General features: G+C 68.1%; 21 protein-coding genes. 13 read left to right on the top strand and 8 right to left on the bottom strand.

Features of this window, described 5'->3' with window-relative positions; genetic code table 11:
- Window positions 1-33: 33 nt before the first annotated feature.
- Window positions 34-1,167, top strand: coding sequence for an AI-2E family transporter (locus tag A5698_RS16800; RefSeq protein ID WP_068299157.1), 1,134 nt, complete (start codon window positions 34-36; stop codon window positions 1,165-1,167).
- 21 nt (window positions 1,168-1,188) lie between these two features.
- Here A5698_RS16800 and A5698_RS16795 read toward each other — a convergent pair whose 3' ends face one another.
- Genes A5698_RS16795 through trmB form a run of 3 tightly spaced genes read right to left on the bottom strand, consistent with a single transcriptional unit; the run spans window position 1,189 to window position 6,111 of the window.
- Window positions 1,189-4,569, bottom strand: coding sequence for an MMPL family transporter (locus tag A5698_RS16795; RefSeq protein ID WP_068299154.1), 3,381 nt, complete (start codon window positions 4,567-4,569; stop codon window positions 1,189-1,191).
- Window positions 4,570-4,619: 50 nt separating this feature from the next.
- Entirely contained in the window at window positions 4,620-5,321 is a 702-nt protein-coding gene (locus A5698_RS16790; RefSeq protein ID WP_067085607.1) for an NYN domain-containing protein, read from the bottom strand.
- Between the two features lie 7 nt (window positions 5,322-5,328).
- Window positions 5,329-6,111 (bottom strand): tRNA (guanosine(46)-N7)-methyltransferase TrmB, encoded by a 783-nt coding sequence (trmB, locus tag A5698_RS16785; protein ID WP_068299152.1) that lies wholly within the window; start codon window positions 6,109-6,111, stop codon window positions 5,329-5,331.
- A 188-nt stretch (window positions 6,112-6,299) separates the two neighbouring features.
- On the opposite strand from trmB, the gene A5698_RS16780 reads away from it, so the two are divergent.
- From A5698_RS16780 to A5698_RS16770, 3 genes are all read left to right on the top strand, one after another.
- Entirely contained in the window at window positions 6,300-7,250 is a 951-nt protein-coding gene (locus A5698_RS16780; RefSeq protein WP_197506806.1) for a hypothetical protein, read from the top strand.
- A gap of 8 nt (window positions 7,251-7,258) precedes the next feature.
- Entirely contained in the window at window positions 7,259-8,752 is a 1,494-nt protein-coding gene (locus A5698_RS16775; RefSeq protein WP_068299187.1) for a hypothetical protein, read from the top strand.
- 210 nt (window positions 8,753-8,962) lie between these two features.
- Window positions 8,963-10,786, top strand: coding sequence for a phosphoenolpyruvate carboxykinase (GTP) (locus A5698_RS16770; RefSeq protein WP_068299149.1), 1,824 nt, complete (start codon window positions 8,963-8,965; stop codon window positions 10,784-10,786).
- A gap of 80 nt (window positions 10,787-10,866) precedes the next feature.
- Here A5698_RS16770 and A5698_RS16765 read toward each other — a convergent pair whose 3' ends face one another.
- Complete coding sequence (locus A5698_RS16765; RefSeq protein ID WP_068299146.1) at window positions 10,867-13,515, bottom strand: ATP-binding protein; 2,649 nt, start codon at window positions 13,513-13,515, stop codon at window positions 10,867-10,869.
- A gap of 114 nt (window positions 13,516-13,629) precedes the next feature.
- Between A5698_RS16765 and fadD4 the strand changes: the two genes are divergently transcribed.
- Both fadD4 and A5698_RS16755 read left to right on the top strand, forming a co-directional pair.
- Entirely contained in the window at window positions 13,630-15,150 is a 1,521-nt protein-coding gene (fadD4, locus tag A5698_RS16760) for a fatty-acid--CoA ligase FadD4 (protein ID WP_068299144.1), read from the top strand.
- Window positions 15,147-16,034 (top strand): enoyl-CoA hydratase/isomerase family protein, encoded by an 888-nt coding sequence (locus tag A5698_RS16755; RefSeq protein ID WP_068299141.1) that lies wholly within the window; start codon window positions 15,147-15,149, stop codon window positions 16,032-16,034. Before fadD4 ends, A5698_RS16755 begins: the two co-directional genes overlap by 4 nt.
- Here A5698_RS16755 and A5698_RS16750 read toward each other — a convergent pair.
- On the bottom strand, window positions 16,031-16,768 hold the full coding sequence (locus A5698_RS16750) for a GntR family transcriptional regulator (protein WP_068299138.1): 738 nt from the start codon (window positions 16,766-16,768) through the stop codon (window positions 16,031-16,033). The genes A5698_RS16755 and A5698_RS16750 overlap by 4 nt on opposite strands.
- A gap of 3 nt (window positions 16,769-16,771) precedes the next feature.
- Window positions 16,772-17,920 (bottom strand): acyl-CoA dehydrogenase family protein, encoded by a 1,149-nt coding sequence (locus tag A5698_RS16745; protein ID WP_068299134.1) that lies wholly within the window; start codon window positions 17,918-17,920, stop codon window positions 16,772-16,774.
- Window positions 17,921-17,951: 31 nt separating this feature from the next.
- On the opposite strand from A5698_RS16745, the gene A5698_RS16740 reads away from it, so the two are divergent.
- From A5698_RS16740 to A5698_RS16730, 3 genes are read left to right on the top strand one after another with little or no spacing between them, the layout of a single operon-like run.
- Window positions 17,952-18,944 (top strand): MaoC family dehydratase, encoded by a 993-nt coding sequence (locus A5698_RS16740; protein ID WP_068299131.1) that lies wholly within the window; start codon window positions 17,952-17,954, stop codon window positions 18,942-18,944.
- A 43-nt stretch (window positions 18,945-18,987) separates the two neighbouring features.
- On the top strand, window positions 18,988-20,115 hold the full coding sequence (locus A5698_RS16735) for a CoA transferase (protein WP_068299128.1): 1,128 nt from the start codon (window positions 18,988-18,990) through the stop codon (window positions 20,113-20,115).
- Entirely contained in the window at window positions 20,109-21,413 is a 1,305-nt protein-coding gene (locus A5698_RS16730) for an amidohydrolase family protein (protein ID WP_068299124.1), read from the top strand. Before A5698_RS16735 ends, A5698_RS16730 begins: the two co-directional genes overlap by 7 nt.
- Here A5698_RS16730 and A5698_RS16725 read toward each other — a convergent pair whose 3' ends face one another.
- Window positions 21,414-22,313: an alpha/beta hydrolase gene (locus A5698_RS16725; protein WP_068299121.1), complete on the bottom strand. Its 900-nt coding sequence runs from the start codon at window positions 22,311-22,313 to the stop codon at window positions 21,414-21,416.
- 103 nt (window positions 22,314-22,416) lie between these two features.
- Here A5698_RS16725 and A5698_RS16720 point away from each other — a divergent pair, with 103 nt between their 5' ends.
- The 3 genes from A5698_RS16720 to A5698_RS16710 are packed head-to-tail and all read left to right on the top strand — an operon-like array spanning window position 22,417 to window position 23,685.
- Window positions 22,417-22,608, top strand: coding sequence for a ferredoxin (locus A5698_RS16720; protein WP_067085582.1), 192 nt, complete (start codon window positions 22,417-22,419; stop codon window positions 22,606-22,608).
- Between the two features lie 4 nt (window positions 22,609-22,612).
- A complete protein-coding gene (locus A5698_RS16715; protein ID WP_068299118.1) occupies window positions 22,613-23,254 on the top strand; it encodes a helix-turn-helix transcriptional regulator in 642 nt (213 codons plus the stop codon).
- Window positions 23,251-23,685 (top strand): hypothetical protein, encoded by a 435-nt coding sequence (locus A5698_RS16710; RefSeq protein ID WP_068299116.1) that lies wholly within the window; start codon window positions 23,251-23,253, stop codon window positions 23,683-23,685. The genes A5698_RS16715 and A5698_RS16710 overlap by 4 nt, the downstream gene beginning before the upstream one ends.
- On the opposite strand, the gene A5698_RS16705 is transcribed toward A5698_RS16710, so the two are convergent.
- On the bottom strand, window positions 23,686-25,854 hold the full coding sequence (locus A5698_RS16705) for an acyl-CoA dehydrogenase family protein (RefSeq protein WP_068299184.1): 2,169 nt from the start codon (window positions 25,852-25,854) through the stop codon (window positions 23,686-23,688).
- Window positions 25,855-26,004: 150 nt separating this feature from the next.
- Here A5698_RS16705 and A5698_RS16700 point away from each other — a divergent pair.
- Window positions 26,005-26,981 (top strand): alpha/beta hydrolase (locus tag A5698_RS16700; RefSeq protein ID WP_068299181.1); only part of this gene is annotated, 977 nt, incomplete at its 3' end.

The following is a 26,981-nucleotide window of genomic DNA, read 5'->3' as shown; positions in this document are numbered from 1 at the left end:
TCGCAGCAAGTGCCAGGCCGTTACGCTATCGGGATGCCTGGGGGCCCTTCTCTCGACGACGCGTCCGTCTCACCTCTCGTTCGCAAGGGCGCCGCCTGGTCGTGGCGCCTGCTGGTCATCCTCGGCGCCGTCGTCGCCCTGCTCTGGACGGTGAAGCAGCTGGAGATCATCGTCGTTCCGGTCGCGTTGGCGACGATGCTGGCGGCGCTGCTGATGCCCGCCGTCGACTTCCTCGACCGCCGCGGCGCGCCCCGGGCCGGGGCGGTGGCGCTGATGCTGCTCAGCGGTTTTGCCGTGGTCGGTGGCATCCTCTCGTTTGTCGTCACGCAGTTCATCGAGGGCGCCCCGGAGCTGACTCAACAGGTCAGTCGCAGCATCGACGGAATTCGTAACTGGTTGATCGACGGCCCGCTACACCTGAGCCGGGAGCAGATCGACAACGCGGGCAACGCCGCTATCGATGCCCTGCAGAAAAATCAGGAGAAGGTGACGACCGGCGCGCTGTCGACCGCCGGAACGGTGACCGAGATCGTGACCGGCGCCGTGCTGGTGTTGTTCACGCTGATCTTCCTGCTGCAGGGCGGCCGCAACATCTATGCGTTCGTCACCCAGATCTTCCCCGCTCACGTGCGTGACCGGGTGCGCGACGCGGGCCGGGCGGGCTTTCACTCGTTGATCGGATATGTGCGCGCCACCTTCCTGGTGGCACTCGTCGACGCCGTCGGCATCGGGACCGGCCTGGCGATCATGGGTGTGCCGCTCGCGCTGCCGCTGGCCTCACTGGTGTTCCTCGGCGCGTTCATCCCGCTGGTCGGTGCCGTCGTGGCGGGTGCACTCGCGGTGGTCGTCGCGTTGATCGCCAAGGGTTTCATCTACGCGCTGATCACCCTCGGTCTGGTCATCGCGGTGCAGCAGCTCGAAGGCCACGTGCTGCAGCCGTTGGTGATGGGACGCGCGGTCTCGATCCATCCGCTCGCGATCGTGTTGGTGATCGCGGGCGGCGGTGTGCTCGCGGGCATCGTGGGCGCGCTGCTGGCGGTGCCGGTGCTGGCGTTCCTCAACAGCGCGGTGCGGGTGCTGACGGCGCGTGATCCGGAGGCCGAGCAGGAAGCACTCGAATCCGACGACGGACCGTTGGTCAAGGCCGAAACAGACGACGTGGAGTGAACTTTCGCCGTCCGGTCTGTCCTACAGTCGGCCTTCGCGCCGCAGCAGATCCTGAGCGCTGACACCGCCGCGGGACTGCCGCTCGGCGTCCTCGGGTGTGTTGAGCTTCTCGGTCGCGGCGTCGGCGTCGTCGCCCTGCTTACCGGCTTGCCGCCCCGGGGTGGGGATGGCGGTCGTTTTGTCAGGGTCCGGGTCCCGCGGTTGTGACCGCGACGTCGGGATCGCCGTCGTCGGCTCGTTGCCGGGCGTCGGAGGCGCGACGCGCGGACGCTGGGCCCGGCCTTCCGGCGGGGTTCCCACCGGCATCGCGCGGGTGGGTTCGGCCGACGGGCGTTGCGGAGCGGGCGCGGGCGGGGCGGGCGGTGTGCCGGTGCCCCGCAGTTCACCGAGCCACGACTCGATCTCGCGTTCCTCGCGCTGCGGCTGTCCGGCACCCGGTCGCGGAGCGGCCGGGGTGGGCGGTGCGGGCGGCGGTGTCGGCCGTGCCGCCTGGCGCGCCGAAGCGGCGGCGTTGCTCACCGCGTTGCGCACGGCGTTCTTCGCCATCGACAACCGCGTGGTCTGCGGCTCGTCGGACGGCGACTCCTGCGGTGGCGTTGCGGTGCTGGGAATGCGCGTCGTACCGGTCGCCGACGGCACCCGCTGCGGCACCGCTGCGCGGGTGGCGCCGGCACGCGACGGCCCGGCGACCGCGGGATGCGTCGGATCGTGCGGCGGACGTGGCCGAGGCGGCACCGGTGCGCCGGCACCGACCAGCGCCTCGGGATCCTCGGGGGTCTCCCGCACAGCGGGACGCCTGCGCTCGTCGGGCAACTCGGTCTCGCCGAGCCCCAACCGCTCCTGGATCCGTTTCATCCATCGCGGCGCCCACCAGCAGTCGTCGCCGAGAAGCTTCATCACCGCGGGCACGAGGAACATCCGGACGATGGTGGCGTCGAGCAGCAGCGCGATCAGCAGACCGAACGCCAGGTACTTCATCATCACCAGGTCGGAGAACACGAACGCTCCGGCGACGACGGCGAGCACCAACGCGGCACCGGTGATCAACCGGCCCGTCGTCGCGGTGCCGACGCGGATGGCCTCGGCGGTGGACAGCCCGCGCTCGCGGGCCTCGACCATGCGGGAGACCAGGAACACCTCGTAGTCGGTCGACAGACCCCAGATGACCGCGATGATAAGGCCGATCATCGGCGCCATCAGCGGCTGCGGCGTGTAGTTCATGACGCCGGAGCCGTGGCCCTCGACGAACATCCACGTCAACACGCCCATCGTCGAACCCAAGGTGAGCGCGCTCATCACCGCGGCCTTGATCGGCAACACCACCGATCCGAACGCCAGGAACATCAGGATCGTCGTGGTGACGATGAGGATGGTCACCATCAGCGGCAGCTTGTCGAACAGGCTGTGAATGCTGTCCTGCTCCAACGCCGGTGTACCGCCGACGGAGATCGACAGACCGCGCGGCGGCACGATCGAGCGAAGCTCCTCGACCTTCTTGGCCGCGTCGTTGCGGTTGACGAGGCCGTTCTGGATGACCTGGACCGACGGGTCCTTCGAGCCGCCCTCCTGGTACGGGCGCGGCTGCCACATCTTGGTCGGGTCGTCCTCGGGCTGGATGAACCCGGGGATCATCATCGCCTTGTTGCGGATCTCGGCGACCTGTTGGTCGGTGACCGGGTCGCCGTTGTCGTTCTCGATCACCAACGTCAGCGGTTCGGTGCGGAACCCGGGGAACGACTTGTCGAACGCCTCTTGCGCCTGGCGCACCGAGTTGTCCGGCGGCAGGTACTTTTCGCTGATGCCGCCGAGCGACAACTGCCCCAGCGGGATGATCAGCAGGATCATCACGATGACGATCGGTGCGGCGAACGCGATCGGGCGTTTCATCACCCGGTTGACGAGCTTGCCCCAGAAGCCCTTCTCGACCTCGGCACGCGTCTTGGTTTTCTGCGTCTTCTCCGCCAACCAGTTCAGCCACCACACCGTCGGCTTGCGGACCAGCGGGCTCATGCTCGCGGCCGAGAGCACCGTGATGGTGCCGGCCACGAAGATCGCGATGGCCAGCAGCAGATAGAAGATTCCCGTGCCGAGGGTGTCCTTCGCGGCGAACAGGCCGTAGAAGATCCAGGCGAACGAGCCGATGTAGCCGAGCACCAGGCCCAGCAGGGCGTAGTTGGCGCCCTTGTCGTAGCTGCGTTTGATCTGTGCCCTGGCGATGTGGCCGACGGGGATCGCGGCGAACGGGATGAGCACACCCAGCGGGATCGACGCGATCGCCAGCGGGTTCGTGCGGTCGGTGGTCTCCGCCGGCGACGGGGTCGGATATGGGTTGGTGAACCGCAGCAGGGTGCGCACGCCGAGCGCGTCGACGCGGGCACCGAGGATGCCAAGGGCCGCGGCCAGCACCGTCACCGACAGGATCGCGGCCAACATGACCGAGGCGATGATCGCGTAGGTGATCGACTTCAGGAAGCCCTGCGGGAACAACAGCAGCGGCACTGAGGACGCCACCAGGATCACCGCGGAGAACATGATGGTGCGGCCCGAGGTCATCACGGTGCGCCGGACCGCGGCCTCGGTGTCGTAGCCCTCGGCGATCTCCTCGCGGAACCGGCTGACCATGAACAGGCCGTAGTCGACCGCGATACCGAGGCCCATCAGCGTCACCACCGGCTGGGCGAAGAAGTGCACCGGCATGAACTCGGCGAACAGTCGCATGATGCCCAGCGCGCCGGCGATCGTCAGGCCGCCGATCACGCCGGGCAGGGCCGCGGCGACGACACCGCCGAACACGAAGAACAGCACCACGCAGACCAGCGGGATGGCCGCGACCTCGGCGCGGCGCTGATCCTCACCGATGCTGCCGGTCAGCTCGCTGGCCAGCGGGTTGAGGCCGGCCAGTTCGATGCGCCCGCCGTTGAGTTGCTGTAGGTCCGGTTCGACGGCCTGGTAGTTCTTCAGGATCTCGTCGTCGGTGTCGCCCTTGAGCGGAATGCTGACGAAGGTTCTCGACAGGTCGCTGGTCTTCATCTGCTGGACCGTCGCGCTGGCGGCGTCGGGCGCCCGCAGCCAGCCGACCCAGCTCACCACCTGGTCGGGATGGTCCTTGACGAAATCGTCGAGCTCACCGACCACATCACGCTGCCACTTCGGGTTGTCGACCTTCTCCCCGTCGGGCGGTGTGAGGATCGCCACCACGTGGCTGGTCCGGTCACGGCCGAACGCCTCGTCGGCGACCACCGAGGCGTGCACCGACTGGCTGCCCTCGTCGTAGAAGCCGCTCTGGGTGACGTGGCTGCCGAGGCTGATCCCGTAAATGCCGCCACCGAGGCAGAGCGCGACCATGACGCCGATGACGATGTATCGATACCGGTACACCGTTCGACCCCACCAGGCGAACACGTAAGCTCCTTACTCGATTCTCTCGAAGTCGATGGCGACCTCTCAGCGGTTCAGTTGTTGACCCGCGAGGTCAATAGCGAGGACAGCGGCCGGAACGGCTGCAACCATGCCCCCTGCTCGGGCAGCGAATCGAGCCCGATTCGCGGTAGCGGTTCCCGGAAAACACCAGGGATGTCCTCCAGGTCGACGAACTCCAAGGTATCCGACGCTAGCGCCCAGCTCGCATGTTCGCGAAATCCGAGCACCTGGACCGGGATGCCGTCGCGGGCGATCTCCTCCAGCGGCTGTTTGAAGGCCTGTCCGTCGGCGGAGGCCACCAGCAGGCCGGCCAGACCCTCGCCGCGGCGCAGCGCGATGTGGTCCAGCATGTCGCTGTCGACGTCGCTGTCCTCGTCGATCTTCGGCTTGGCGAAGACCGCGAACCCCACGTTACGCAAGGCCTCGACCCACGGGCGGACGACGTCGGCGCTGCCGGGGGCGATGTTGGTGAAGACGGTGGCCTCCGGCTCCAGCGAGACGTCGGGCCGATCGGCCGACAGTTCGGCGGTGCGGGCCAGCAGCCAGCGGCCCAGCGCGTCGAACCGGGGCCGGTGCGCGGCGGTCGGCCTGCCGCCGAGGATCGAGCCGAGTCCCATGTCGAGGTTCGGCGCGTCCCAGACCAGCAGTACGCGGGCCGTCGCTTCGACCGGCGGCGAGGCCGCCTCGGGCGGCGCCACATCTTCTATATGCCCGATGTCTTCAGTGAGGCTCATGCGCTCATCACGCTTTCTCCCACAGCAGTTCGGCGACAGCGCTACCGGCGTGCTGCGCCTTTCCCTCGTACTTGGTGACCGGCCGCTCGACGGAGATCGGTAACGCGTCCGACGGGCTCACCCGGCGCAGCCGCGGCTCGGCGTCGCCGACCTCGGCGATGTGATCGGCGTAACCGGCGTGGTCGGTTGCGGCGTGCAACACACCGCCGGGCCGCAGTCGGTCGGCGATCAGGCCGACGGTCGCCGGTTGCAGCAGCCGGCGCTTGTGGTGACGGGCCTTCGGCCAGGGGTCGGGGAAGAACACCCGGACTCCGGTCAGCGACTCGGGGCCGAACATGTGCTGCAGCGCGTCCACGCCGTCGCCGCGGACCAGCCGGATGTTGGTCACGCCCTCGCGGTCGATCGCTGACAGAAGCTGGGCCAACCCGCGGCGGTACACCTCGACCGCGACGACGTCGAGGTGCGGTTCGGCCTTGGCCATCGCCAGCGTCGAGGTTCCGGTTCCGCACCCGATCTCCACCACGACGGGCGCCGACCGGCCGAACCAGGCCTCGGTGTCGATTCGCGGCGCAGGCACGTCGCCTTCGCGGGCCTGCATGCCGATCTGCGGCCACAGCCGTTCCCACGTGGCCTGCTGCGCGGCGGTCAGCGTGGTGCGTCTGGTCCGGAAGCTCGTGACGCGGGGGAAGCGGTGCTGCTGGCCGGCCGGCGAATCGAAGCTTTCGGGTCCCGAAGTCGACCCCTCGGCGACGTCGGGCCCGGACACATGCATTTGTCCATGGTGGCTCATCAAGGGTCGAGTACCCGCATCGTGGTACAGATTGATACCCAACAGTTGCCTTCGGCTGGTATCGGCGGCTATCCCCAAGCGCAGGCACGGCCGCTCCCACGTCATCCCCAGAGGTGTCACGATCGTCGAAGGCGGAGTATGTCCCGCTCACGACAGGGGAAGGTCACCAGATTTTCGTCGACGCGCTGTTGCACATCTGCCAAGACAGCCGTGATCCGCGGCTGACGTCGATCACCAGGCGACTCTGCGCGCCGACGCGGGTCTCGGTGCGCGGCCGAAACGGCGTTGGCCGCGCGACCGTCGCCGCGGCGTTGACGGCCGCGGGCGTGGAGGTGGTGGCCGACCGGGCCGCCGACGTTGACGTGTTGGTGATCGCCGAAGCGCTCAAACCCGAGGACCGGGCGTTCCTCGACACGTCCGGTGGGCCCACCGTCGTCGTCCTCAACAAGGCCGACCTCTCGGGGTTCGGCGCGGCGGGGCCGATGGCGTTGGCGCACCACCGCGCCACGCAGTGTCGCGCGCTGACCGGCGTGCCGACGGTGCCGATGGTCGCGCTGCTCGCCCGCGCGGACCTGACCAGCGACCTGGTCGATGCGCTGCAGACGCTGCGCACCGAACCGGCCGATCTGTCGTCGACCGACGCGTTCGTCGAGGCGCCGCACAGGGTGCCCCGCGAGGTGCGCGAGCGGCTGCTGACCGTGCTCGACCGGTTCGGCATCGCCCACGCGGTGCTCGCACTCGACCGCGGCGTCGGCCGCGACGCGCTGCCGAACCATCTGCGCAAGCTCAGCCGAATCGACCGGGTCGTCGAGCACATCGAGGCGGCGGGTGCGCCGCTGCGGTATCGGCGGCTACGGACCGCAGTGACCCAATTGCGCGCGCTGGCAACACATTCGGACGACGCAAGGCTGGCCGAACTGCTGGTGAGCGACGACGCCGTCCTCTCGGTGATGACGGCGGCGGTCGATGTCGTCGAGGCCGCGGGTGCGCAGGTCGAGCGCGGCGACGACGCGGACTCGCACCTGCGTCGCGCCGTGCACTGGCGCCGCTATGGCGACGGCCCGGTCAACGCGCTGCATCGTGCCTGCGCCGCCGATATCAGCCGGGGATCGCTTCGCCTGCTGGGGCGGTCGCGGTGACGGCGGACGTGACGAGCGCCGATCAACGCGCGTCGGCCGATGCGGTGGTCACGGCCATCGAACCGGGACTGGCCGTGCCGGCGGTGTGCGCCCGCGACGTCGTACTCGTGACGGGTCCGTGGTTGGCAGGAACGACGAGCGTGACCGTGGCGCTTCGCGAGCGGATGCCCGAGCACACGTTCGTCGAGGCCGAGGACATCGGCCGGGCCGATGCGCCTGCGGCGGTGGTGTTCGTCGTCTCCGCGGTGTCTGAGCTGAGCGAATCCGACTGTCAGCTCGTGGATTTGGTCGCGCGCAACACCGACCTGGTGGTCGGTGTGGTGTCGAAGATCGATACGCACCGCGACTGGCGACAGGTGCTGGCCGCCGACCGGACAGTGCTGGCCGGCCGGTCGCCTCGGTACGCCGACGTGCCCTGGGTGTGGGCGGCCGCGGCGCCGGATCTGGGCGAGCCACGCGTCGACGAACTCGTGAGTGTGCTGCGGCAGCGACTCGCCGACCCCGAGCTGGCGCGACGGAACCGCCTGCGCGCGTGGGAAACCCGGATCGAGTCGGTGATCGGCCAGTACCGCGCCGACGGCGACGGCGCCCACCGCCGCGCCCGCGTTGCGACGCTGCACACGATGCGCGACGAGGTCGTGCGGAATCGCCGGGTGTCGAAGTCCGAACGCAACATCGCGCTGCGCAGCCAAGTCCAGCAGGCGCGTGTGCAGCTGGGCTACTTCGCGCGTAACCGCTGTTCGTCGGTGCGGGCCGAACTCGCCGAGGACGCCTCGACACTGAGTCGCCGGGCGCTCGGTCGATTCGAGGCCCTGGTGCGCGAGCGCGCCGCCGGGGTCGTGGTGGAAATCGAGGACGGCATCACGGCGCATCTGGCCGATATCGCGGCGCAACTCGGTCTGGCCGCCCCGCCGGTGCCCGAGGCGCCACCGGTCCCCGAGGTCACCTCGCCACGGCTGAAGTCGCGACGGCTGGAGACGCAGCTGACGATGATCCTCGGCGCGGGCTTCGGTCTGGGGGTGGCGCTCGCGGTGACGCGGTTGTTCACGGGGTTGGCACCCGGCCTGACCCTCGCGGGGCTGGCGGCCGGTGGGCTCGTGGGGCTGGTGTTGACGGTGTGGGTGGTGGGGATCCGCGGCGTCCTTCAGGACCGGGCCGTGCTGGACCGCTGGCTGACCGAGGTGATCGGCACGGTCAAGTCCGCGGTGGAGGAACGGGTGGCGACGCGGGTGTTGGCCGCCGAGCGAGCGCTGACGTCGGAGTCGGCCGCTCGGGACGAACGTGAGGCCGCCGCGACCTCGCGGCGGATCGCCGAGATCGACGCCGAACTGCGCGAGCACGCGGTCGAAACAGCCCGTGCGGCCGCCGAGCGCGACCGGCGGCTGCCGTCGTTGCAGCGTGCGCTCGACGCCGTTCGGGCCGAACTGTACGGGCGTGCGGATCCGGCGGCGGACGCCGATGTCGGCCGCAACCCGGCCGGCGAAGCCGATACCGAAGATTGACGCCCGTCAAGTTCTCGCACTCGATCGGCAAAACCCCTGTGAAGCGGCCTTCTGAATCGTTCCTGTGAGTGATCGGACACACTCCCGATTCACCGCAGCTTTGCCACCCGCGATAACCTCGGTATAGGGAAACCGCAGCGCCGCTCATCCCTGTCTGGGTGGCGCAAACGGAGCCTTGGGTCCTGGCAGCAACAGACACAGGAGATTTTCATGACCGCAGCGACCATCCCAGGTTTGGACACCGCACCGACGAAACACAAGGGTCTGCTCGCTTGGGTTCAAGAGGTCGCCGAGCTGACGCAGCCCGACCGCGTGGTGTTCGCCGACGGCTCTGACGAAGAGAACGCCCGGCTGTGCGAGCAGCTGGTGGCGGCCGGCACCTTCCAGAAGCTCAACGACGAGAAGAAGCCGAACTCGTACCTCGCGCTGTCCGATCCCTCCGATGTGGCCCGCGTCGAGTCGCGCACCTACATCTGCACGGAGAAGGAGATCGACGCCGGCCCGACCAACAACTGGATGGATCCGGCCGAGATGCGCGGCATCATGACGGACCTCTACCGCGGCTGTATGCGCGGCCGGACCATGTACGTGGTGCCGTTCTGCATGGGCCCGCTCGGCGCCGAGGACCCCAAGTTGGGTGTCGAGATCACCGACTCCGAATACGTCGTCGTGTCGATGCGGACGATGACCCGCATGGGCAAGGCCGCGCTCGACAAGATGGGCACCGACGGCTTCTTCGTCAAGGCGCTGCACTCGATCGGCGCACCGCTGGAGCCCGGTCAGAAGGACGTGCCCTGGCCCTGCAACGAGACGAAGTACATCACCCACTTCCCGGAATCCCGCGAGATCTGGAGCTACGGCTCGGGCTACGGCGGCAACGCGCTGCTCGGTAAGAAGTGCTACTCGCTGCGTATCGCCTCGGCGATGGCGCACGACGAGGGCTGGCTCGCCGAGCACATGCTGATCCTCAAGCTCATCTCTCCCGAGAACAAGTCGTACTTCGTCGCGGCGGCGTTCCCGTCGGCGTGCGGTAAGACCAACCTCGCGATGCTGCAGCCCACCATCCCGGGCTGGCGCGCCGAGACCATCGGCGACGACATCGCCTGGATGCGGTTCGGCAAGGACGGCCGCCTCTACGCCGTCAACCCCGAGTTCGGCTTCTTCGGCGTCGCGCCGGGCACCAACTGGTCGTCGAACCCGAATGCGATGAAGACCATCGAGGCCGGCAACACCGTGTTCACCAACGTCGCGCTGACCGACGACAACGACGTGTGGTGGGAAGGCCTCGAGGGTGATCCGCAGCACTTGGTCGACTGGAAGGGCCGCGACTGGACGCCGGACTCCGAAGAGAAGGCCGCGCACCCGAACTCGCGCTACTGCACCCCGATGTCGCAGTGCCCGACGCTGGCGCCCGAGTGGGACGACCCGCAGGGTGTGCCGATCTCGGCGATCCTGTTCGGCGCCCGCCGCAAGACGACGGTGCCGCTGGTGACGCAGGCCCGCGACTGGCAGCACGGTGTGTTCATCGGCGCCACGATGGGCTCCGAGCAGACCGCCGCCGCCGAGGGCAAGGTCGGCACCGTGCGCCGCGACCCGATGGCGATGCTGCCGTTCCTCGGCTACAACGTCGGCGACTACTTCGCCCACTGGATCGACGTCGGCAAGCAGTCCGACGAGTCGAAGATGCCGAAGATCTTCTTCGTCAACTGGTTCCGCCGCGGCGACGACGGCCGCTTCCTGTGGCCGGGCTTCGGTGAGAACAGCCGCGTGATGAAGTGGGTCATCGACCGCATCGAGGGCCGGGCCAACGGGCGCACCACGCCGATCGGCACCGTGCCCACCGCCGAGGATCTGGACCTGTCCGGACTGGACGTCGACCCCGCCGACGTGGACGCCGCACTGGCGGTCAACGTCGACGAGTGGCGTCAGGAGATCCCGCTGATCGAGGAGTGGTTCGAGTTCGTCGGCGAGAAGTTGCCTACCGGCATCAAGGACGAGTTCGACGCGCTCAAGCACCGGTTGGAAGCCGAGTAATCCCGCGAGCGTGCGTGTTTGCACACGACACGCCGCCAAAATACGACACTTTGAGCACGCTCACCGTGCGGTGAGCGTGCTCAAGTGTTTGTAGGCGTCCGTTCGATCCGCTCGATGGCGTCGAGTGCGTATGCGGCCATCGCCGCGTTTGTCATCGATCGGCCCCACTGCGCAAGCGCTTCATACCGCTCGCTGCCCAATGCTTTTCGCAGACGCGACACGGTTTCCGCGATTTCCGGGTAGGTCGAGCTCGCATCCGAGTCGACGGTGAATCCTGCCATCGGGGCCGCGGTTTCGTGGTGCCCATTCTGGCTCAGCAACCCGGCGAGCACCAAGATCGGTGCGGTCATCATGTAGAAGCTGCCCGAATCGAAATAGTTACGAATGGCCAGGGTCAGGAAACCGCACGCCTTCAACGTGTCTTGACGCATGGTCGCCAGCCGCCCGAGGCTCACCGCATGAATCGATGCGATCTGCCGATTGCCGGTCTCCTGTGCGATCGACAATCCCCTGAGGTGGGCGTCGTACGCGGCATCGGGGTCGACGTCTCGATAAGCGAATCCGTAGGCCAGCAGCCCCGCCGACTGCAGGTGCGGGTTACCGGTGGCCTCCGTGCCGGCGAGCAGGCCCTCCGTCTCGGCGATCGCCTCATCGACCCGGCCGCAGATCACCAGCGCGAAGATCAGCGATTGCCCTGAGTAGAGCCGGTTTTGAGGTTTGGCGGCGACCAGCGCCCGGCAGCGCTCGGCGCACCACTGCGGGTCACGCATCATGTAGCCCGCATGGACGGTCGCGTCCAACTGGTCCGGCACCGGGTCATACCGACCGCTGGCCATCGCGGCGAGGGCTTCGCGCGAATAGTGAAGGAAGTCCGCGACCCTGCCCGCCACCGAACATTGGGCCGCCGCGACGTAGAGCATCGCCAGCTGCGGGTGGTCGACCCGGCGGGCGGGTTCGAGAAGTTCCTCGGCCCACGAAACCGCCTCGAAGACCTCGGCCCAGTAGCCGATGGAAGCCGCGAGCACCACGATGTCTATCGCGGCATCGAGCTCGCCGTGATCGCTGGCCCAGCGAAAAGCACTGCGCAGGTTGGGCAATTCTCTGTTGAGCCAGTCGTGCGCCTCCCGCTGTCGGGGGCCGTCCCACATTTCGATGAGGTCGCGCCTGCGACCCGCGAAGTACCGGCCATGCCGGGCGCGCACGTCCTCCGCGTCGGTGGAGGCCGCCAACTGCTCCTCGGCGAACTGGCGGATCGTCTCCAGCATCGAGAAGCGCGTCCGCGCGGACGCCTGATTCGCGGTCAGCAGTGATTTGCGCACCAGCGACTCGAGCAGATCCAACGCGGCGAACTTGTCGCCCACCCGCGCCACCGCCAGGGCCCCCTCGAGATCGAATCCGCCTGCGAAGACCGAACATCGGTTGAGTAGATCGCGCTCATCGTCGTCGAGCAGGTCGTACGACCACTGCACGGCGGCACGCAATGTCTGGTGGCGCTCGAGCCCGCGGCGGGAGCCGACAAGGACACGGAACCTGTCATCGAGGTGGTCGCGCAGTTCGGTGACGGTCACCGACATCAGCCGGGACGCCGCCAGTTCGATCGCAAGTGGAATTCCGTCGAGCCGACGACAGATATCGACGACGGCTTCGGTGTCCGGTTCGATCGCGATCGTCGGCGAATCGGCGGAGGCCCGTTCGACGAACAACGTCGGGCCGCTGGAGCGAACGTCGAGCGGAGGCACCGGATGGAGTTGTTCATCGTTGAGCCGCAGGCCTTCTCGACTCGTCGTCAGCACGGTGATGGCGTCGGTTACGTTCAAGATATTCTCGATGACGTCGGCGGCCGCATCGAGAACGTGCTCGCAGTTGTCGAAGAGCAGCAACCGCATTCGCCCTTCGAGCGCGGCGGCGATGCTGTCGGCGACGCTCAGCCCTGGCTGCTGGCCGATGCCCAAAGCGGCGGCGACGGCCTCGGGTACCGCGGCGGGATCGGTGACCGGTCCGAGCTCGATGACCCAGACGCCGTCCGCGTACTCGGGCTGCAGGTGAACCGCCACCTCCAAGGCCAAGCGCGTCTTGCCGACACCACCGACGCCCGTCAGCGTGACGAGGCGATGCGACTTGAGAGCCGTAGTCACCTCGTCCACTTCCGCTTCCCGCCCGACGAAACTGGTCGCCGGCGGGCGGAGATTTCCTCGACTGGAGTCGAGTGTCCGAAGCGCAGGAAATACGCACTGCAGACCGTCGGCGCGGACCTGGAAAATCTCGACGGGCTTGGCGATGTCGCGCAGGCGGCGCGGCCCGAGGGCGATCAGATCGACCCCGGAGACAAGATCGGCCGTCATCCGGTCGGCGAGGACCTGTCCACCATGACCCGCGGCCATCAGCCGTGCGGTGCGGTTGAGCACAGCGCCGAAATAGTCGCCGTCGCGGCACTCCGCCTCGCCGGTCGCGATGCCCATCCGCACGGGCAGGTTCAAGGACCGTTGGGCGTCGATCGCCGCGTCGACCGCATGGCGGGGTGACGCGAACGCCGCGCAGACGCCGTCACCCGTGTGCTTGAACAGCCGGCCGCCGTGCGACGCGACGGCTCGGCGCAAGGTGTCGTCGTGCTCGGACAGCGCAGCGCGCATCGCCTCGGCGTCGGATTCCCAACGCCGGGTCGACCCTTCGATGTCGGTGAACAGGAAGGTGACCACCCCGGAGGGTGCCGCTTCGCGCCCGCCATTCATTCGGCCACCGCCGCACCCCCATATGCTGCGGATTCATGCTAAGGCGGCGGCGGCAGTAACGGGCAAGATCGACCACTTGACACCTGTCAAGTCGGTACATCGTAGAGTCACCCCATGCAGATCCGCGAACATGCCGAGGCCACGCCCGACAAACCCGCCGTCATCATGCATCCCAGCGCCACGGTGGTGACCTTCGCCGAACTCGAGGCGCGCGCCAACCGTCTGGCCCACCACTTTCGCCAGGCGGGCCTCGTCGAGGGCGACACCGTCGCCATGCTCATGGAGAACAACGAGCACTTTCACACCGTCATGTGGGCTGCGCGCCGCAGCGGCCTGTACTACGTGCCGATCAACACGCATCTGACAGCCGCCGAAGCGGCGTACATCATCGACAACAGCAACGCCAAGGCCGTCGTCGGATCCGCGGCGCTGCGCAAGACGCTCGAGGGTCTCGGCAGCGAGCTTCCCGGTGGGCTGCCCGAACTCTTGCTCATCGCCGATGACGACCTGGACGGTTGGCAGCGCTACCCCGAATGCGTTGCCGACCACCCCGATACACCGATTGCCGACGAGATCGAGGGCGACCTGCTGCAGTACTCGTCGGGCACCACCGGGCGACCCAAAGGCATCAAACGCGAGCTGCCGCACCTGTCTCCGGCCGAGGCGCCGGGGCTGATGACCCTGCTGGTGTCGGTATGGATGGAACCGGATTCGGTGTACCTGAGCCCCGCGCCGCTCTATCACACGGCGCCATCGGTGTGGTCGATGACGGTCCAGGCCGCCGGCTACACGACCGTGGTGCTGGAGAAGTTCGATCCGGAAGGCGCCCTCGACGCCATCCAGCGCTACCGCGTCACGCACGGCCAGTTCGTCCCGGTGATGTTCACCCGCATGCTCAAACTGCCCGAGGCGGTGCGGGATTCGTACGATGTGTCCAGCCTCAAGCGGGTGATCCACGCCGCGGCACCGTGCCCCGTCGAGATCAAGAAGCAGATGATCGACTGGTGGGGACCGATCATCGACGAGTATTACGCCTCGTCGGAGGCGCACGGTTCGACCCTGATCAGCGCCGAGGACTGGCTGGCCCATCCCGGCTCGGTCGGCAAGCCGATGACCGGCAGACTGCACATCTGCGACGAGGACGGCAACGAGCTGCCTCCCGGCGAGGCGGGCGAGATCTACTTCGAGGGTGGCATCCCGTTCGAATACCTCAACGATCCGGAGAAGACGGCCAAGGCCCGCAACGAACGCGGGTGGGCGACGGTCGGCGACATCGGGTACGTCGACGAGGACGGCTACCTGTACCTGACCGACCGCAGGCACCACATGATCATCTCCGGCGGCGTGAACATCTATCCGCAGGAGGCCGAGAACATGTTGGTCACCCACCCGAAGGTGTTGGACGCGGCCGTGTTCGGCGTGCCCGACGACGAGATGGGCCAACGGGTCCACGGCGTGGTCCAGACCGTCGACCCGGCCGACGCCACCCCGGAATTCGCCGCCGACCTGATCGGCTGGCTGCGGGATCGGCTGGCGCACTACAAGTGTCCACGCTCGATCACGTTCGAGACGCAGCTGCCGCGCACCGATACCGGCAAGCTGTACAAGCAGGAGCTGATCAAGAAGTACTCGTGACGCACGTCGAGTTGCCATCGGGCATCGTCGTCGCGATCGAAACACCCGCCGACGAGGCCACTTTCACGCTGTCCGAGGGCCAGTCCGATGACCGTCGCGTCGTCACCGTGCCGTCGATATCGGACGCCCTCGACGAGGTCAAGCAGCGGTGTGACCGATGGCCGCACGCCGCGGGTGTCTGCGACGACGTCCTGCGCGCCGTCGACCCCGCCGCCCCCGCCTTCCCTGGCGTCATCACCGAGTCGCTGGCGTACTCCACGCTGCAGGCGGGTCCGGAGTTCGCACGATGGCTCGCCGGGCGGGGACCGACTCAGCTCCCCGAGATCCCCGAACCCGTTGTGGCCGAACGCATCGGCGACACCTTGTACGTGCGGTTCAACCGGGTGCAACGGCACAACGCGTTCTCCACCGACGCCCGCGGCGCGCTGCTGGAAGCCCTGGAGGTGGCGCGCGTCGACCCGTCGGTCACGGAGGTCGTCCTGTCCGGCAACGGCCCGTCGTTCTGCAGCGGCGGCGATCTCGCCGAGTTCGGCACCTTCGCCGATCCCGCGAGCGCGCACATCGCCAGGACCCGCCACAGCCCCGCGCTGGTGCTGTCCGAACTCACCGCACGCCTCGGCAGGCGCTGCCGCGCACGGGTACACGGTCACGTGCTCGGCAGCGGTCTGGAGATGGCGGCGTTCTGCGGCCGCGTCGAGTCGAGCCGCGACGCCGTGTTCGGGTTGCCCGAGCTGAGCCTCGGGCTGATCCCGGGTGCGGGCGGAACGGTGAGCGTTACCAGGCGAATCAGCCGCTGGCGCACCGCCTATCTGGTGTTGTCCGGCCGCACCATCGACGCACGAACCGCGCTGCGGTGGGGCCTGATCGACGCCATCGCCGACTAGCCCGACCGGCGCAGCGTGACCCGGTACGTGTACTGCTCCGGCAGGAAGTGGCTGACCGACAGCTCGACCGGACGCCCCTCGGCGTCGGAGTACAAGCGATCGACGCGCAGCATCGGATGCCCGGCCTCGCACCGCACAGCACCGGCCACGGCGCCGTCGGCGGGCGCGACCGTGATCGACTGTGCCGCTTCGACGATCGGCGCGCTCAGATGCGGCTCGAGCAAACCGATCACGGTCTGGGTGCCAACCGCCCCGTCCGCCAGGTCCGGCGAGCCCGACACCGCCGCGGCGACCGCAGGCGCCAGGTGCACCGTCGTCAACACGAACGGCACCGCGGGGTCGGCGCCGTGCAGCCGTCGGAACACCACGGTGTACACGATGTCGTCGTCGAGCCGGAGCCTGCTGGCCGCTCCGACGTCGACCCGCCGCCGCAATCCCTCGAGCACCTCCATCGTGGTGTCGTCGGACAGGCTCATCAGGTCGTCGATCGAGCCGAATTGGCGCAGGTACCGGCGTTCCGAACCGCTGGCGTACGTGCCGCGCCCCGGCACCCGGTACACCACGCCCTCGGCGACCAGGTCTTGAAACGCCCGCCGGACTGTCTGTCGCGATACCCCATGCGCGGCAACGAGTTCCGACTCAGTCGGCAGTCGAATCCCGTCGCGGTAGCGGCCGGCGGCGATCTCGTCACGCAACTGGTCGCGCAGGGTCTGATACGCCGGCGCCGGCCGCATGACCTACAGGCCGCCTCGCGCGACCAACTGCGAGGCGATCACGTTGCGCTGGATCTCGTTGGTGCCCTCGCCGACGATCATCAACGGTGCGTCGCGGAAATACCTTTCGACGTCGTACTCCGTCGAGTAGCCGTATCCGCCGTGGATGCGCACCGCGTTCAGCGCGATCTCCATCGCGACCTCGGAGGCGAACAACTTCGCCATCCCGGCCTCCATATCGCAGCGCTCGCCGCTGTCGTAGCGTTCGGCGGCGTACCGCGTCAGCTGGCGGGCGGCAGTGAGCTTGGTGGCCATGTCGGCCAGATAGTTGCCCACGGACTGGTGCTTCCAGATCGGCTGACCGAAACTCTCGCGTTCCTGGGCATACCGCAGCGCATCCTCCAACGCGGCCGTCGCCACACCCAGCGCGCGCGATGCAACCTGAATCCGGCCCGTCTCAAGACCTTTCATCATCTGGGCGAAGCCCTTGCCGGGTTCTCCGCCGAGGACGGCCGACGCGGGCACGCGACAGTCCTCGAAGATCAGCTCGCACGATTCGACGCCCTTGTAGCCGAGCTTCGGCAGATCGCGCGACACCGACAGTCCCGTCGCGCCCTGTTCGACGAGCACCACCGAGATGCCCTTGTGCCGCGGGGTGGCCGTCGGATCGGTCTTGCACAACAACGCGATCAGCCCCGACCGCCGCGCGTTGGAGATCCAGGTCTTCGACCCGTTGATGGTCAGGCCGTCACCCTCGGACGGCAGCGCCGTCGTCGACATGTTCTGCAGATCGGAACCGCCGCCGGGTTCGGTAAGCGCCATCGTCGCGCGGATCTCGCCCGTGGCCATGGCGGGCAGGTAACGACGCTTCTGATCCTCGGTACCGAACAGCCCCAGGAGCTTGGCGACGACGGTGTGTCCGCCCATCGCGCCGGCCAGGCTCATCCAGCCGCGCGAGAGTTCCTGGGTCACCTCGACGTAGCACGGCATCGACACCGGCGACCCGCCGTACTCCTCCGGGATGGCCAGGCCGTAGATGCCGATCAGCTTCATCTGTTCGATCCACGCCTCGGGATATTCGTTGGCGTGTTCGACGTCGCGCACTCGCGGCTTGACCTCGCGGTCGATGAAGGCCCGCACGGTAGCGACCAGCATCGTCTCTTCCTCGTTCATGTACGGCCATATTGACACTTTGTGCGGCCCAATGCCAGAGTGGGCATCCGTGAGCGGCCCGTACTTCGACGACCTGCGGGTCGGGCAGGTCTTCGACACCGCACCCTCGATGACGTTGACCTCCGGAGCAGCCGCCGTACACCAGTCGATCGTGGGTGACCGCCTGCGCCTCGCACTCGACGGCGAGCTCGCGGCCGCCGTCACCGGCGCCACCGCCCCGTTGGCGCATCCGGCGCTGGTCTGTGACGTGGCGATCGGTCAGACCACGCTGGTCACCCAGCGCGTGAAGGCGAATCTGTTCTACCGCGGACTGGTGTTTCACCGGTTTCCGGTCATCGGCGACACCTTGTTCACCCGCACCGAAGTGGTGGGGCTGAGGGAAAACTCGGTGAAGCCAGGCCGGCCCCCCACCGGACTGGCGGCATTGCGGATGACGACCGTCGACGACCTCGGGCGCCTGGTGCTCGATTTCCACCGCTGCGCGATGCTGCCGCTCAGTGAAGGCGCGGGCGACACCGGCCACGCCGACGACCTGTCGTCGATCGGCGCCGATACGCCGCCGCCACCCGACCCCACCGCGGAGTGGAACTCCGAGGCCTACCGCGCGAAGGTCACGGGGGCGCACTTCGACCCGAGCATCGCCGGCGCTGTGCTGCGCAGCACCGCCGATGTGGTCAGCAGCGCACCCGAACTCGCCCGGCTGACGTTGAACATCGCTGCGACACACCATGACTGGCGAGTCAACAAGCGCCGACTGGTATACGGCGGGCACACCATTGGGCTGGCGCTCGCCCAGGTCACCCGGCTGTTGCCCAACCTCGTGACGGTCCTTGGCTGGCAGTCCTGCGACCACACCGGGCCGGTGTACGAAGGCGACACGCTCTACAGCGAGGTGCACGTCGAGCGTGCCGAGCCGCTGCCGGACGGCCGCGGCGGCGTGCTCACCCTGCGATCGCTGGTGTACGCGGTCGATGAGCAGGACCGCAGCGTTCTGGACTGGCGTTTCACCGCACTGCAGTTCTGAGCATTCACCCCCGGCCGTCTCTCACTCGCGGCGAAGGCCGACAATGGGAGTCGTGACGTCGACGTCGTTGACCGTCCCCACTGCCGTGCTCGACAGGGCGCGGCGGGTCGCGAACGCCTTCGAAACCTTCACCGGCGTCGGAGTTGACGCCGCCGAGTTGATCGGCGGGCGCGCGGCGCTGCTGGACCTCTCACCAGACGGGCGCGTGTCGGCGGGTGGTGCGACGCGGCTGCTGACCAGCCGGGACGGCTGGTGTGCCCTCACGCTGTCCAGGCCCGACGACGTCGCCGCCGTTCCCGCGCTGCTCGGTGCCGACGGTGTCGAAGATCCTTGGCCCGCCGTACAGAGTTGGGTCGCGCGGAACGAGAGTGCCGACGTGACGGAGCGTGCGCGGCTGCTCGGCCTGCCGGTCGCCGCGCTCGCCGAAACCCCTGCCGAGCCGCCGCGGGTGTATCCGTTCGGGGCCGGCACGGTGACGCGCAGCCCCGCGGATCTGCTGGTCGCCGACCTGTCGTCGATGTGGGCCGGACCGCTGTGCGGGCGACTGCTGTCGCTGGCGGGTGCGACCGTGGTGAAGGTCGAGAGCGCCGCCCGGCCCGACGGCGCCCGCCGCGGACCACAATCCTTCTTCGACTGGATGAACGCCGGAAAGCTTTCCTACAGCGTGGATTTCGATGAACCAGACGAGCTGCGTGCGCTGCTCGCCGCCGCCGATGTGGTGATCGAGTCGTCCCGGCCCGCGGCATTGGTGCGCCGGGGGCTGGTGCCGACGGACGTGGCGCCCCGCGACGGCCGGGTCTGGTTACGGGTCACCGGTCACGGCACCGAGGGCGCCCGCGCGAACTGGGTCGCCTTCGGCGACGACGCCGCCGTATCGGGCGGACTCGTCTGCGGTGAACCCGACGAGCCGGAGTTCTGTGGCGATGCGATAGCCGATCCGCTGACCGGTCTCGAGGCCGCGTTGGCCGCGGTGCAGTCGCTGCGCAGCGGGGGAGGGGAGCTGATCGAGATGTCGATGGCCGCCGTCGCCGCCACCTACGCCGAACTGCCACGCGACGAGCAATCGTCATGTGGCGCAGCACCGCCACCGTCGACGGCCGCGTCGCCGCTCGGTGCGGACAACGAGCAAGTCCAGCAGCTGGTTGCCCAGCGGCGGTTGGCGTCTTGCTGATCCAGCGAGCGACGCTGCTCGACGGTGCCGTCGTCGACATCCGTGTGGCAGAACAGATCACGGCGGTCGAGCCGACCCTGGTACCGCTCCGCGGCGAGCAGATCTATGACGCCGTCGGCCGAACCGTCATTCCGGGACTGCACGATCATCACGTCCATTTGCGTTCGGCCGCAGCGGCGTTGCGATCGGTGCGCGTCGGTCCCACCGAGGTGCGCAACCGAGCCGAACTGCGCAATGCTCTCGCGAGCGCAGATGTCGGGCCCGACGGCTGGATCAGGGCCGTCGGCTACCACGAGGCCGTCGCCGGTCCACTCGACCGCGCGGTGCTCGACGAGGTATCGCCGCCGGTACCGGTTCGCGTGCAGCACCGCAGCGGCGTGCTGTGGACACTGAACTCGGCGGGGCTGGCCCACGTCGGTATGGCCGACCACCCTGACGGACGGCTACGCAGCGCCGACCGCTCCTGGTCGGACACATTGCAGCGCAACGAAAGCGGCTTGACCGATGTGAGCGACCGGCTCAGCGGTTTGGGCGTCACCGGCGTCACCGACGCCTCGCCGGACGCCGAGATCGATGACATCGTCCGGCTCTTGGAAGCCCACCGCCACGGCGAGCTCTGTCAGCGCGTGCATTGTCTCGCGCCCGGCAAGCGAATCCTGCACGACACCGACCTCGACCTCGACGGCCTCACGGCATGGATCGTCGAACGTCACCGCGACGGAGCGCCGGTGGCCGTGCACTGTGTGACCGCCGCTCAACTCGTCGTCACGCTGTCGGCACTGCAGGTCGCCGGTATGCATCCGGGGGACCGCATCGAGCACGCCGCCGTCGTTCCCGACGACAGCCTCGCCGCCCTCGCCGCGAGCGGGGTGACCGTGGTGACGCAGCCGAATTTCGTCGCCGAGCGTGGCGACCAGTACCTCGAGGACGTGCCGGCCGCCGAACATCACGAACTGTGGCGGGTGAACTCGCTGCTGCGCGCGGGCGTGCCGGTGGCGCTGTCGACCGATATGCCCTTCGGCGAGGGCGACCCGTGGGCGGCGATGCGTGCCGCAGTGCATCGCACGACCCGCAGCGGGATGGAGCTGGGCGCAGACGAACGCGTCGCCGCGCGCGAAGCGCTCGCCATGTTCTGGGGGACGGGGCAGGATCCGCTGCGGCGCAGGGCCGTCACCCCGGGAGAACCGGGTGATCTGGCGGTGTTGGAGTCCTCGCCCGAGGATGTGCTCGACGCGCTGGCGACCGACATGGTTGCCGCCACCGTGATTGCGGGCGAATTGGTGTTCGAGCGAAGCTGATCAGGCCGCGGCTGGGGTGAGGTTTCGCTGCAGCATCGCGCATTGGCTGTCGAAGAACTGTTGCGACACAGAGGCTTTTGGGGCGATGCCGTCGAACCCGTGGAAAGCACCCTCAACGACCTCGACGTCGCAGGGCACTCCCGCGGCCTTGAGCCGCTCGGCATATTCGAGATCCTCGTCGTGGAACAGGTCGAGTGTTCCGACGCCGATCCACGCGGGTGGGAGGCCGGCGAGATTCTCTCGGCGGCCCGGCACTGCGACCGCCGGATCGGCGTCGCCGAGATAAGCCGACCAACCGAACTTGTTGCTCGACCTGTTCCACAGCCGAATTCCGGGCTTCTCGATGTCGTGCCGGTGGACCGTGCGGTCGTCGAGCATCGGATAAACCAGCAGTTGGGCCGCCAGTGCCACGTCGCCTCGGTCGAACGCCACCTGCGCCAGTGACGCCGCCAGCCCGCCGCCCGCGCTGGCGCCGCCGATCGCGATCCGGTCGGGATCAACCGACGGCAGACGCGCCAACCAGGTCAGCGCCGAATAGCAGTCGTCGAGCCCCGCCGGATACGGGTGCTCGGGGGCGAGTCGGTAGTCGACCGAGGCGACCGTGATACCGAGACGCTGCGCGAGTCGCCGGCACAGTAGGTCATCCTGACCGGGGTGGCCGATGACGTAACCTCCACCGTGAATCCACAACAGCGCCGGGGTCTTTCCCGTCGCCCCCGGCGGACGGTACAACCACACGCCGGCACCGGACGGCAGGGTCAAGGCGTCGACATCGCGCGGCACCCTTCGCCACATCCGCCGCGTGACCATCCGGACCAACGGCAGCGTCACGGGTGTGACCACTTGTCTGGGAGCGAGGCGCGCGGCGCGGCGCAATTCTGGATGAAAGGGGTGGGGCATCCATCAAGTATTACTGCTCAGTCCTGGCCGTGGCCGACAACCGTTGTTTATACAATCCAGTCTGTATAAACTCAAGGGCGCCGTGTCGAAGTGAGGAGGCGTCATGCACGTCGTGGTGGACCGTGACCGGTGCGAAGGAAATGCAATGTGCGTGAAGTACGCACCGGAAGTGTTCGAACTCGACGATGACGACTACGCCGTCGTGACCGTCGACCCGGTACCGGCCGAGCTGGAGGCGCACGCGGAGAAGGCGATCGCGGAGTGCCCCCGCGCGGCGCTCTCCCGGGTCGATTGAGGACATGGCAACGGTGACGGGTGGCCGCCGCGACGACGTCTTGACCGCGCTGCGCACCGCCGGCAAGCCCATGACCATCAACGAGGTGGCCGAGCAGCTGTCGGTGCACCCGAACACCGCGCGCTTTCATCTGGAAGCGCTGGCCAAGCGCGGCCGAGTGGAAACGGTCAAGCCGAACAGCGCGAAACCGGGCAGGCCACCGTTGATGTTCCGGGCATCGGCGGGGATGGACCCCGAGGGTCCGCGTGACTATCGCACTCTGGCAGGTGTTCTCGCCGACGCCCTCGCACGCCAGCGCGACCCGCAGGGGCGGGCGGTGGCCGCGGGCCGGGCGTGGGCGCAGGCCGAAGTCGACGCCGACGTCATTCGCGACCGGGGGCAGGCCGTCGGCCGCCTGACCGACTTACTCGACGTGATGGGCTTCGCCCCCGAAAGACGTTCCGCCGGAACCGAGATCGGGCTGCGCAACTGCCCGTTCCTGGAGTTGGCGCAGAGCAGGCGGGACATCATCTGTCCCGTCCACCTCGGTCTCATGCAGGGTGCGCTCTCGAACTGGAACGCTTCGGTCACCGTGGATGCGTTGACCCCCTTCGCGGAACCCGGGCTCTGTATCGCACATCTGACGCCGAGGAGGCGGGTTCGATGACTGTCACACAGGCGATTTCGATCGCGGTCATTTTCGTCTGGCTGGGTATGGTGCTAGCGATCTCCTTCGTCGAGGCCCCGCTGAAGTTCCGTGCGCCGGGGGTGTCCCTGCAGGTGGGGCTCGGCATCGGCCGGTTGGTCTTCCGCGCGCTCAACAGCATCGAGGTCGCATTCGCCGTGGTCCTGATCGTCGCTTTGGCGATCGAGCGTCCGTCGTGGGTCGCCGTCATCGCGGCCGGTGTTGCCGTCGTGACACTGGCCGCCCAGCTGGTCGCGGTCCGTCCCGCGCTGAATCGGCGCTCGGACGTCGTGCTGTCCACCCCGCCGGGACAGGCGCCTGCGGGCCGGTCGCGCGTGCACTACGTCTACGTCGCACTCGAGTTGGTCAAGGTGATCGGACTGATCGTCGGTGGAATCGCCCTGCTGGCCTGACTATTTCAGCAGCGGGTCGCGCGGCAGCCCGAGGATGCGTTCGGCGATCGTGTTGCGGGTGATCTCCGACGTTCCACCCGCGATCGTCATCGCCCGGTTGCCGAGATAGGCCAGCGTCAGCGTCGGGGTCTGCCCGACCACAGCCGCCGAGCCCGCAAGCTCCATGGCCAGTTCCGTCATCCGCTGACCCGATTCGGCCACCAGCAGCTTGGTGACGTTGCCCTCCGGCCCGGGCTCCGATCCCGCGATGGCGCGGGTGACCCGCCGCAGGTTCAGCAGTCGCAGGGTGTGCGTCTCGGCGATGACCTCACCGGCCCGACGCAGGTACGTCGCCCTGGTCTCGGCCGGTGCGTTGTCGAGCAGCTTGACCAGATCGGCCGCGGTGAAGCCGGTTGTGCCGCCGGAACCACCGCCGATCGAGATGCGCTCGTTGCCCAGCGTCGCGCGGGCCACCAGCCAGCCCTTGTTCACATCCCCGACGACATCGGAGTCGGGAACGAAGACGTCGTCGAAGAACACCTCGTTGAAGTGTGCATGGCCGGTCAGTCCCCGCAGCGGATTCACCGTCACGCCGGGGGCTTTCATATCGATGGCCATCATCGTCACACCGGCGTGCTTGGGGGCGTCGGGATCGGTGCGCACGGTGGCAAGACCCCACTGGCACTGGTGCGCGAGGCTGGTCCAGACCTTCTGGCCGGTCACCTTCCAGCCGCCGTCGACCTTCTTGGCCGACGTGCGCACCGCCGCCGCGTCCGAACCCGCGCCGGGTTCGGAGAACAGCTGACACCACATCACCTCACCGCGCAGCACCGGCTCGACCCAGCGCTCGCGCTGGTCGTCGGTGCCCGCCTGGGCGATCGTCAACGTCACCCAACCGGTGATGCCCAGATCGGGTCGCTCGACACCGGCGAACTCCTCCTCGATGACCAGTTGCTCGAGCACCTCCGCGGCGCGGCCCCACGGTTTGGGCCAGTGCGGCACGAGGTAGCCGGAGTCGACCAGAAAGTCGCGCTGCTGCTCGGCGGGTAGGGAGCGCAGTTTCGCGACTGCCTCGCGGGCCTGCTCGCGGAACCGCTCGGCCTCGGGTGGGAGCGTGAACGAGGCGCCATGTGCCTGACCGCTGCGCTGCGCATCCACGACGTCGAGTAGCGGATCACCGGCCTCGGACAGCAAGGCCGCCGATGTGCGGGCCCGCCTCAGGTACAGGTGAGAGTCGTGTTCCCAGGTGAAGCCGATGCCGCCGTGTAATTGAATGTTGTTCTGGGCGTTGAAGATCTGGGTGCGGATCGCATGAGATGCGGCCACGGCGGCAGCGAACGCCGCGCTGTCCAGATCGTCGGCGCGGGCGGCATCCCATGTCGCAGCCGTCGTGACCTCGGCGTTGACGAGCATGTTTGCCGCATGATGCTTGACGGCCTGGAATGTTCCGATCGTGCGGCCGAATTGTTCACGTACCTTGGCGTATTCGACGGCCATTTCCATGCTCGCCCAACTGACGCCGACGGCTTCGGCCGACGCGAGGATGCGAAACACCGTGTGCGCCTTACGACCTGCCCCGCGTAGCACCCGATCCTCGGGGACAGTCACATCGCTCAGCGTGACCGAGCCGAGGCTGCGCGAGGTGTCCATGGCTTCCAGCGGGGTGATCGTGACACCCTCGGCCGTGGAATCGACTACGACGGCGTCGTCACCGGCGATCACGACCAGCAGATTGGCATCCGGCGCCCCGAGCACCGCCGGACTCTCACCGGTGACGGTGAGGTCGGATCCGATTGTCGCGCTGCCCGACACCGCGAGTGCGCCGACCGTGCTGCCGTCAGCCAGACCCGGAAGCAGTTCTGCGCGAAGCGAATCGGATGCACACCGATCGATGACCACTGCCGCGGCGACCGTAGGCAGGAATGGGCCGGGGCACAACTCGTGGCCCTGGGCCTCGAGCACCACGGCCAACTCCGCGAGCCCGAATCCGGAACCACCATGCTCCTCGGCGACGGCCAGCCCGGTCCACCCGAGGTCGGCCGCCGCGGACCAGATCTCGGCGGGATGCGACGACCCTCCCTCCAGTGTCGATCGGGCCGCGGCCCGGCTGTTCACCCGGTTGAGCTGGCCGAATGCGGCATCGGCGAGGTCGGTGTGTTCTTCGGTGATGGCAAGCGCTGACTTACTCACGTAAACGTCCTCTTCGATGTTGACGGTCGGCAAGTCACGCTAGACCATCCGTGCAGGTCACGGTATAGGCGCCGGGCATCCCGAAATGTCCTCGGTAGACACTTCGACAAGTTCTCCAACGCGTATGGGCGGCCGCGGTACAGTCGCGCAATGACGGTGCGACCGGATGCCCGGTACCCAGGCCCGACCTTGTGGACACGTGCGCGATGGTTGCTGAACGCCGGCCCTTCGGACTACATGCTGGCGACGAGCGTGGCGGCGGCTTCGCTGCCTGTCATCGGAAAGCACCTAGAGCCGTTGGGCACTGCGACCGCAGTCGGGGTGTGGGGTTTCCGCCATCTGCCCGACTTCCTGGGCGCGACGGTGAAGTCGTGGCTTAGCCCGGGCGATGCCGAGCTAAGGCAGGTCGAACGCGACAGCACCAACGCCGTCACCGAGGCCGCGCTGCGGGGTGTGGTCAACGCCAAAGAGCTCGCGATCGAGTGGCCCGAGCCTGAGTCGATGCCGCCGTTGTGGAAGCTGCGCGAGCATCGACGCAACGTCTACCGCACGTCCGTGCGATACGGTCCCCGGCCCTCGCAGCTACTCGACGTGTGGCGGCCCAAGGAATTGCCCGCCGAGCCCGCCCCGGTGCTCATCTTCGTCCCCGGCGGCGCGTGGGTGCACGGCAGCCGGCTTCTGCAGGGGTACGCGTTGATGTCGCATCTCGCCGAGAAGGGCTGGGTGTGCCTGTCCATCGACTACCGCGTGGCGCCGCACCACCGCTGGCCCGCTCATATTCACGACGTGAAGACCGCGATCGCGTGGGCCAGGGCCAACGTCGACAAGTTCGGCGGCGATCGGGACTTCGTGGCGATCGCGGGGGCGTCGGCCGGCGGCCACCTGTCGTCACTCGCCGGGCTGACCGCCAACGACCCGGAGTTGCAGTCCGAGCTGCCGGAGGGTGCGGATACGTCGGTGGACGCAGTGGTCGGCATCTACGGCCGCTACGACTGGGAAGACCGGTCGACCGTCGAGCGGGTCCGCTTCGTCGACTTCCTCGAGCGTGTGGTCGTGGGCCGCAAGCTGGCCGAGCGGCCCGATGTGTACCGAAAGGCATCGCCGATCGCCCAGGTGCGTCCCGACGC

The sequence above is a fragment of the Mycobacterium sp. E136 genome (assembly GCF_001666865.1).
GTDB lineage: Bacteria > Actinomycetota > Actinomycetes > Mycobacteriales > Mycobacteriaceae > Mycobacterium.
The sequence above is the reverse complement of the archived record's forward strand: the minus strand, read 5'-3'. Positions and strand labels throughout refer to the sequence as shown.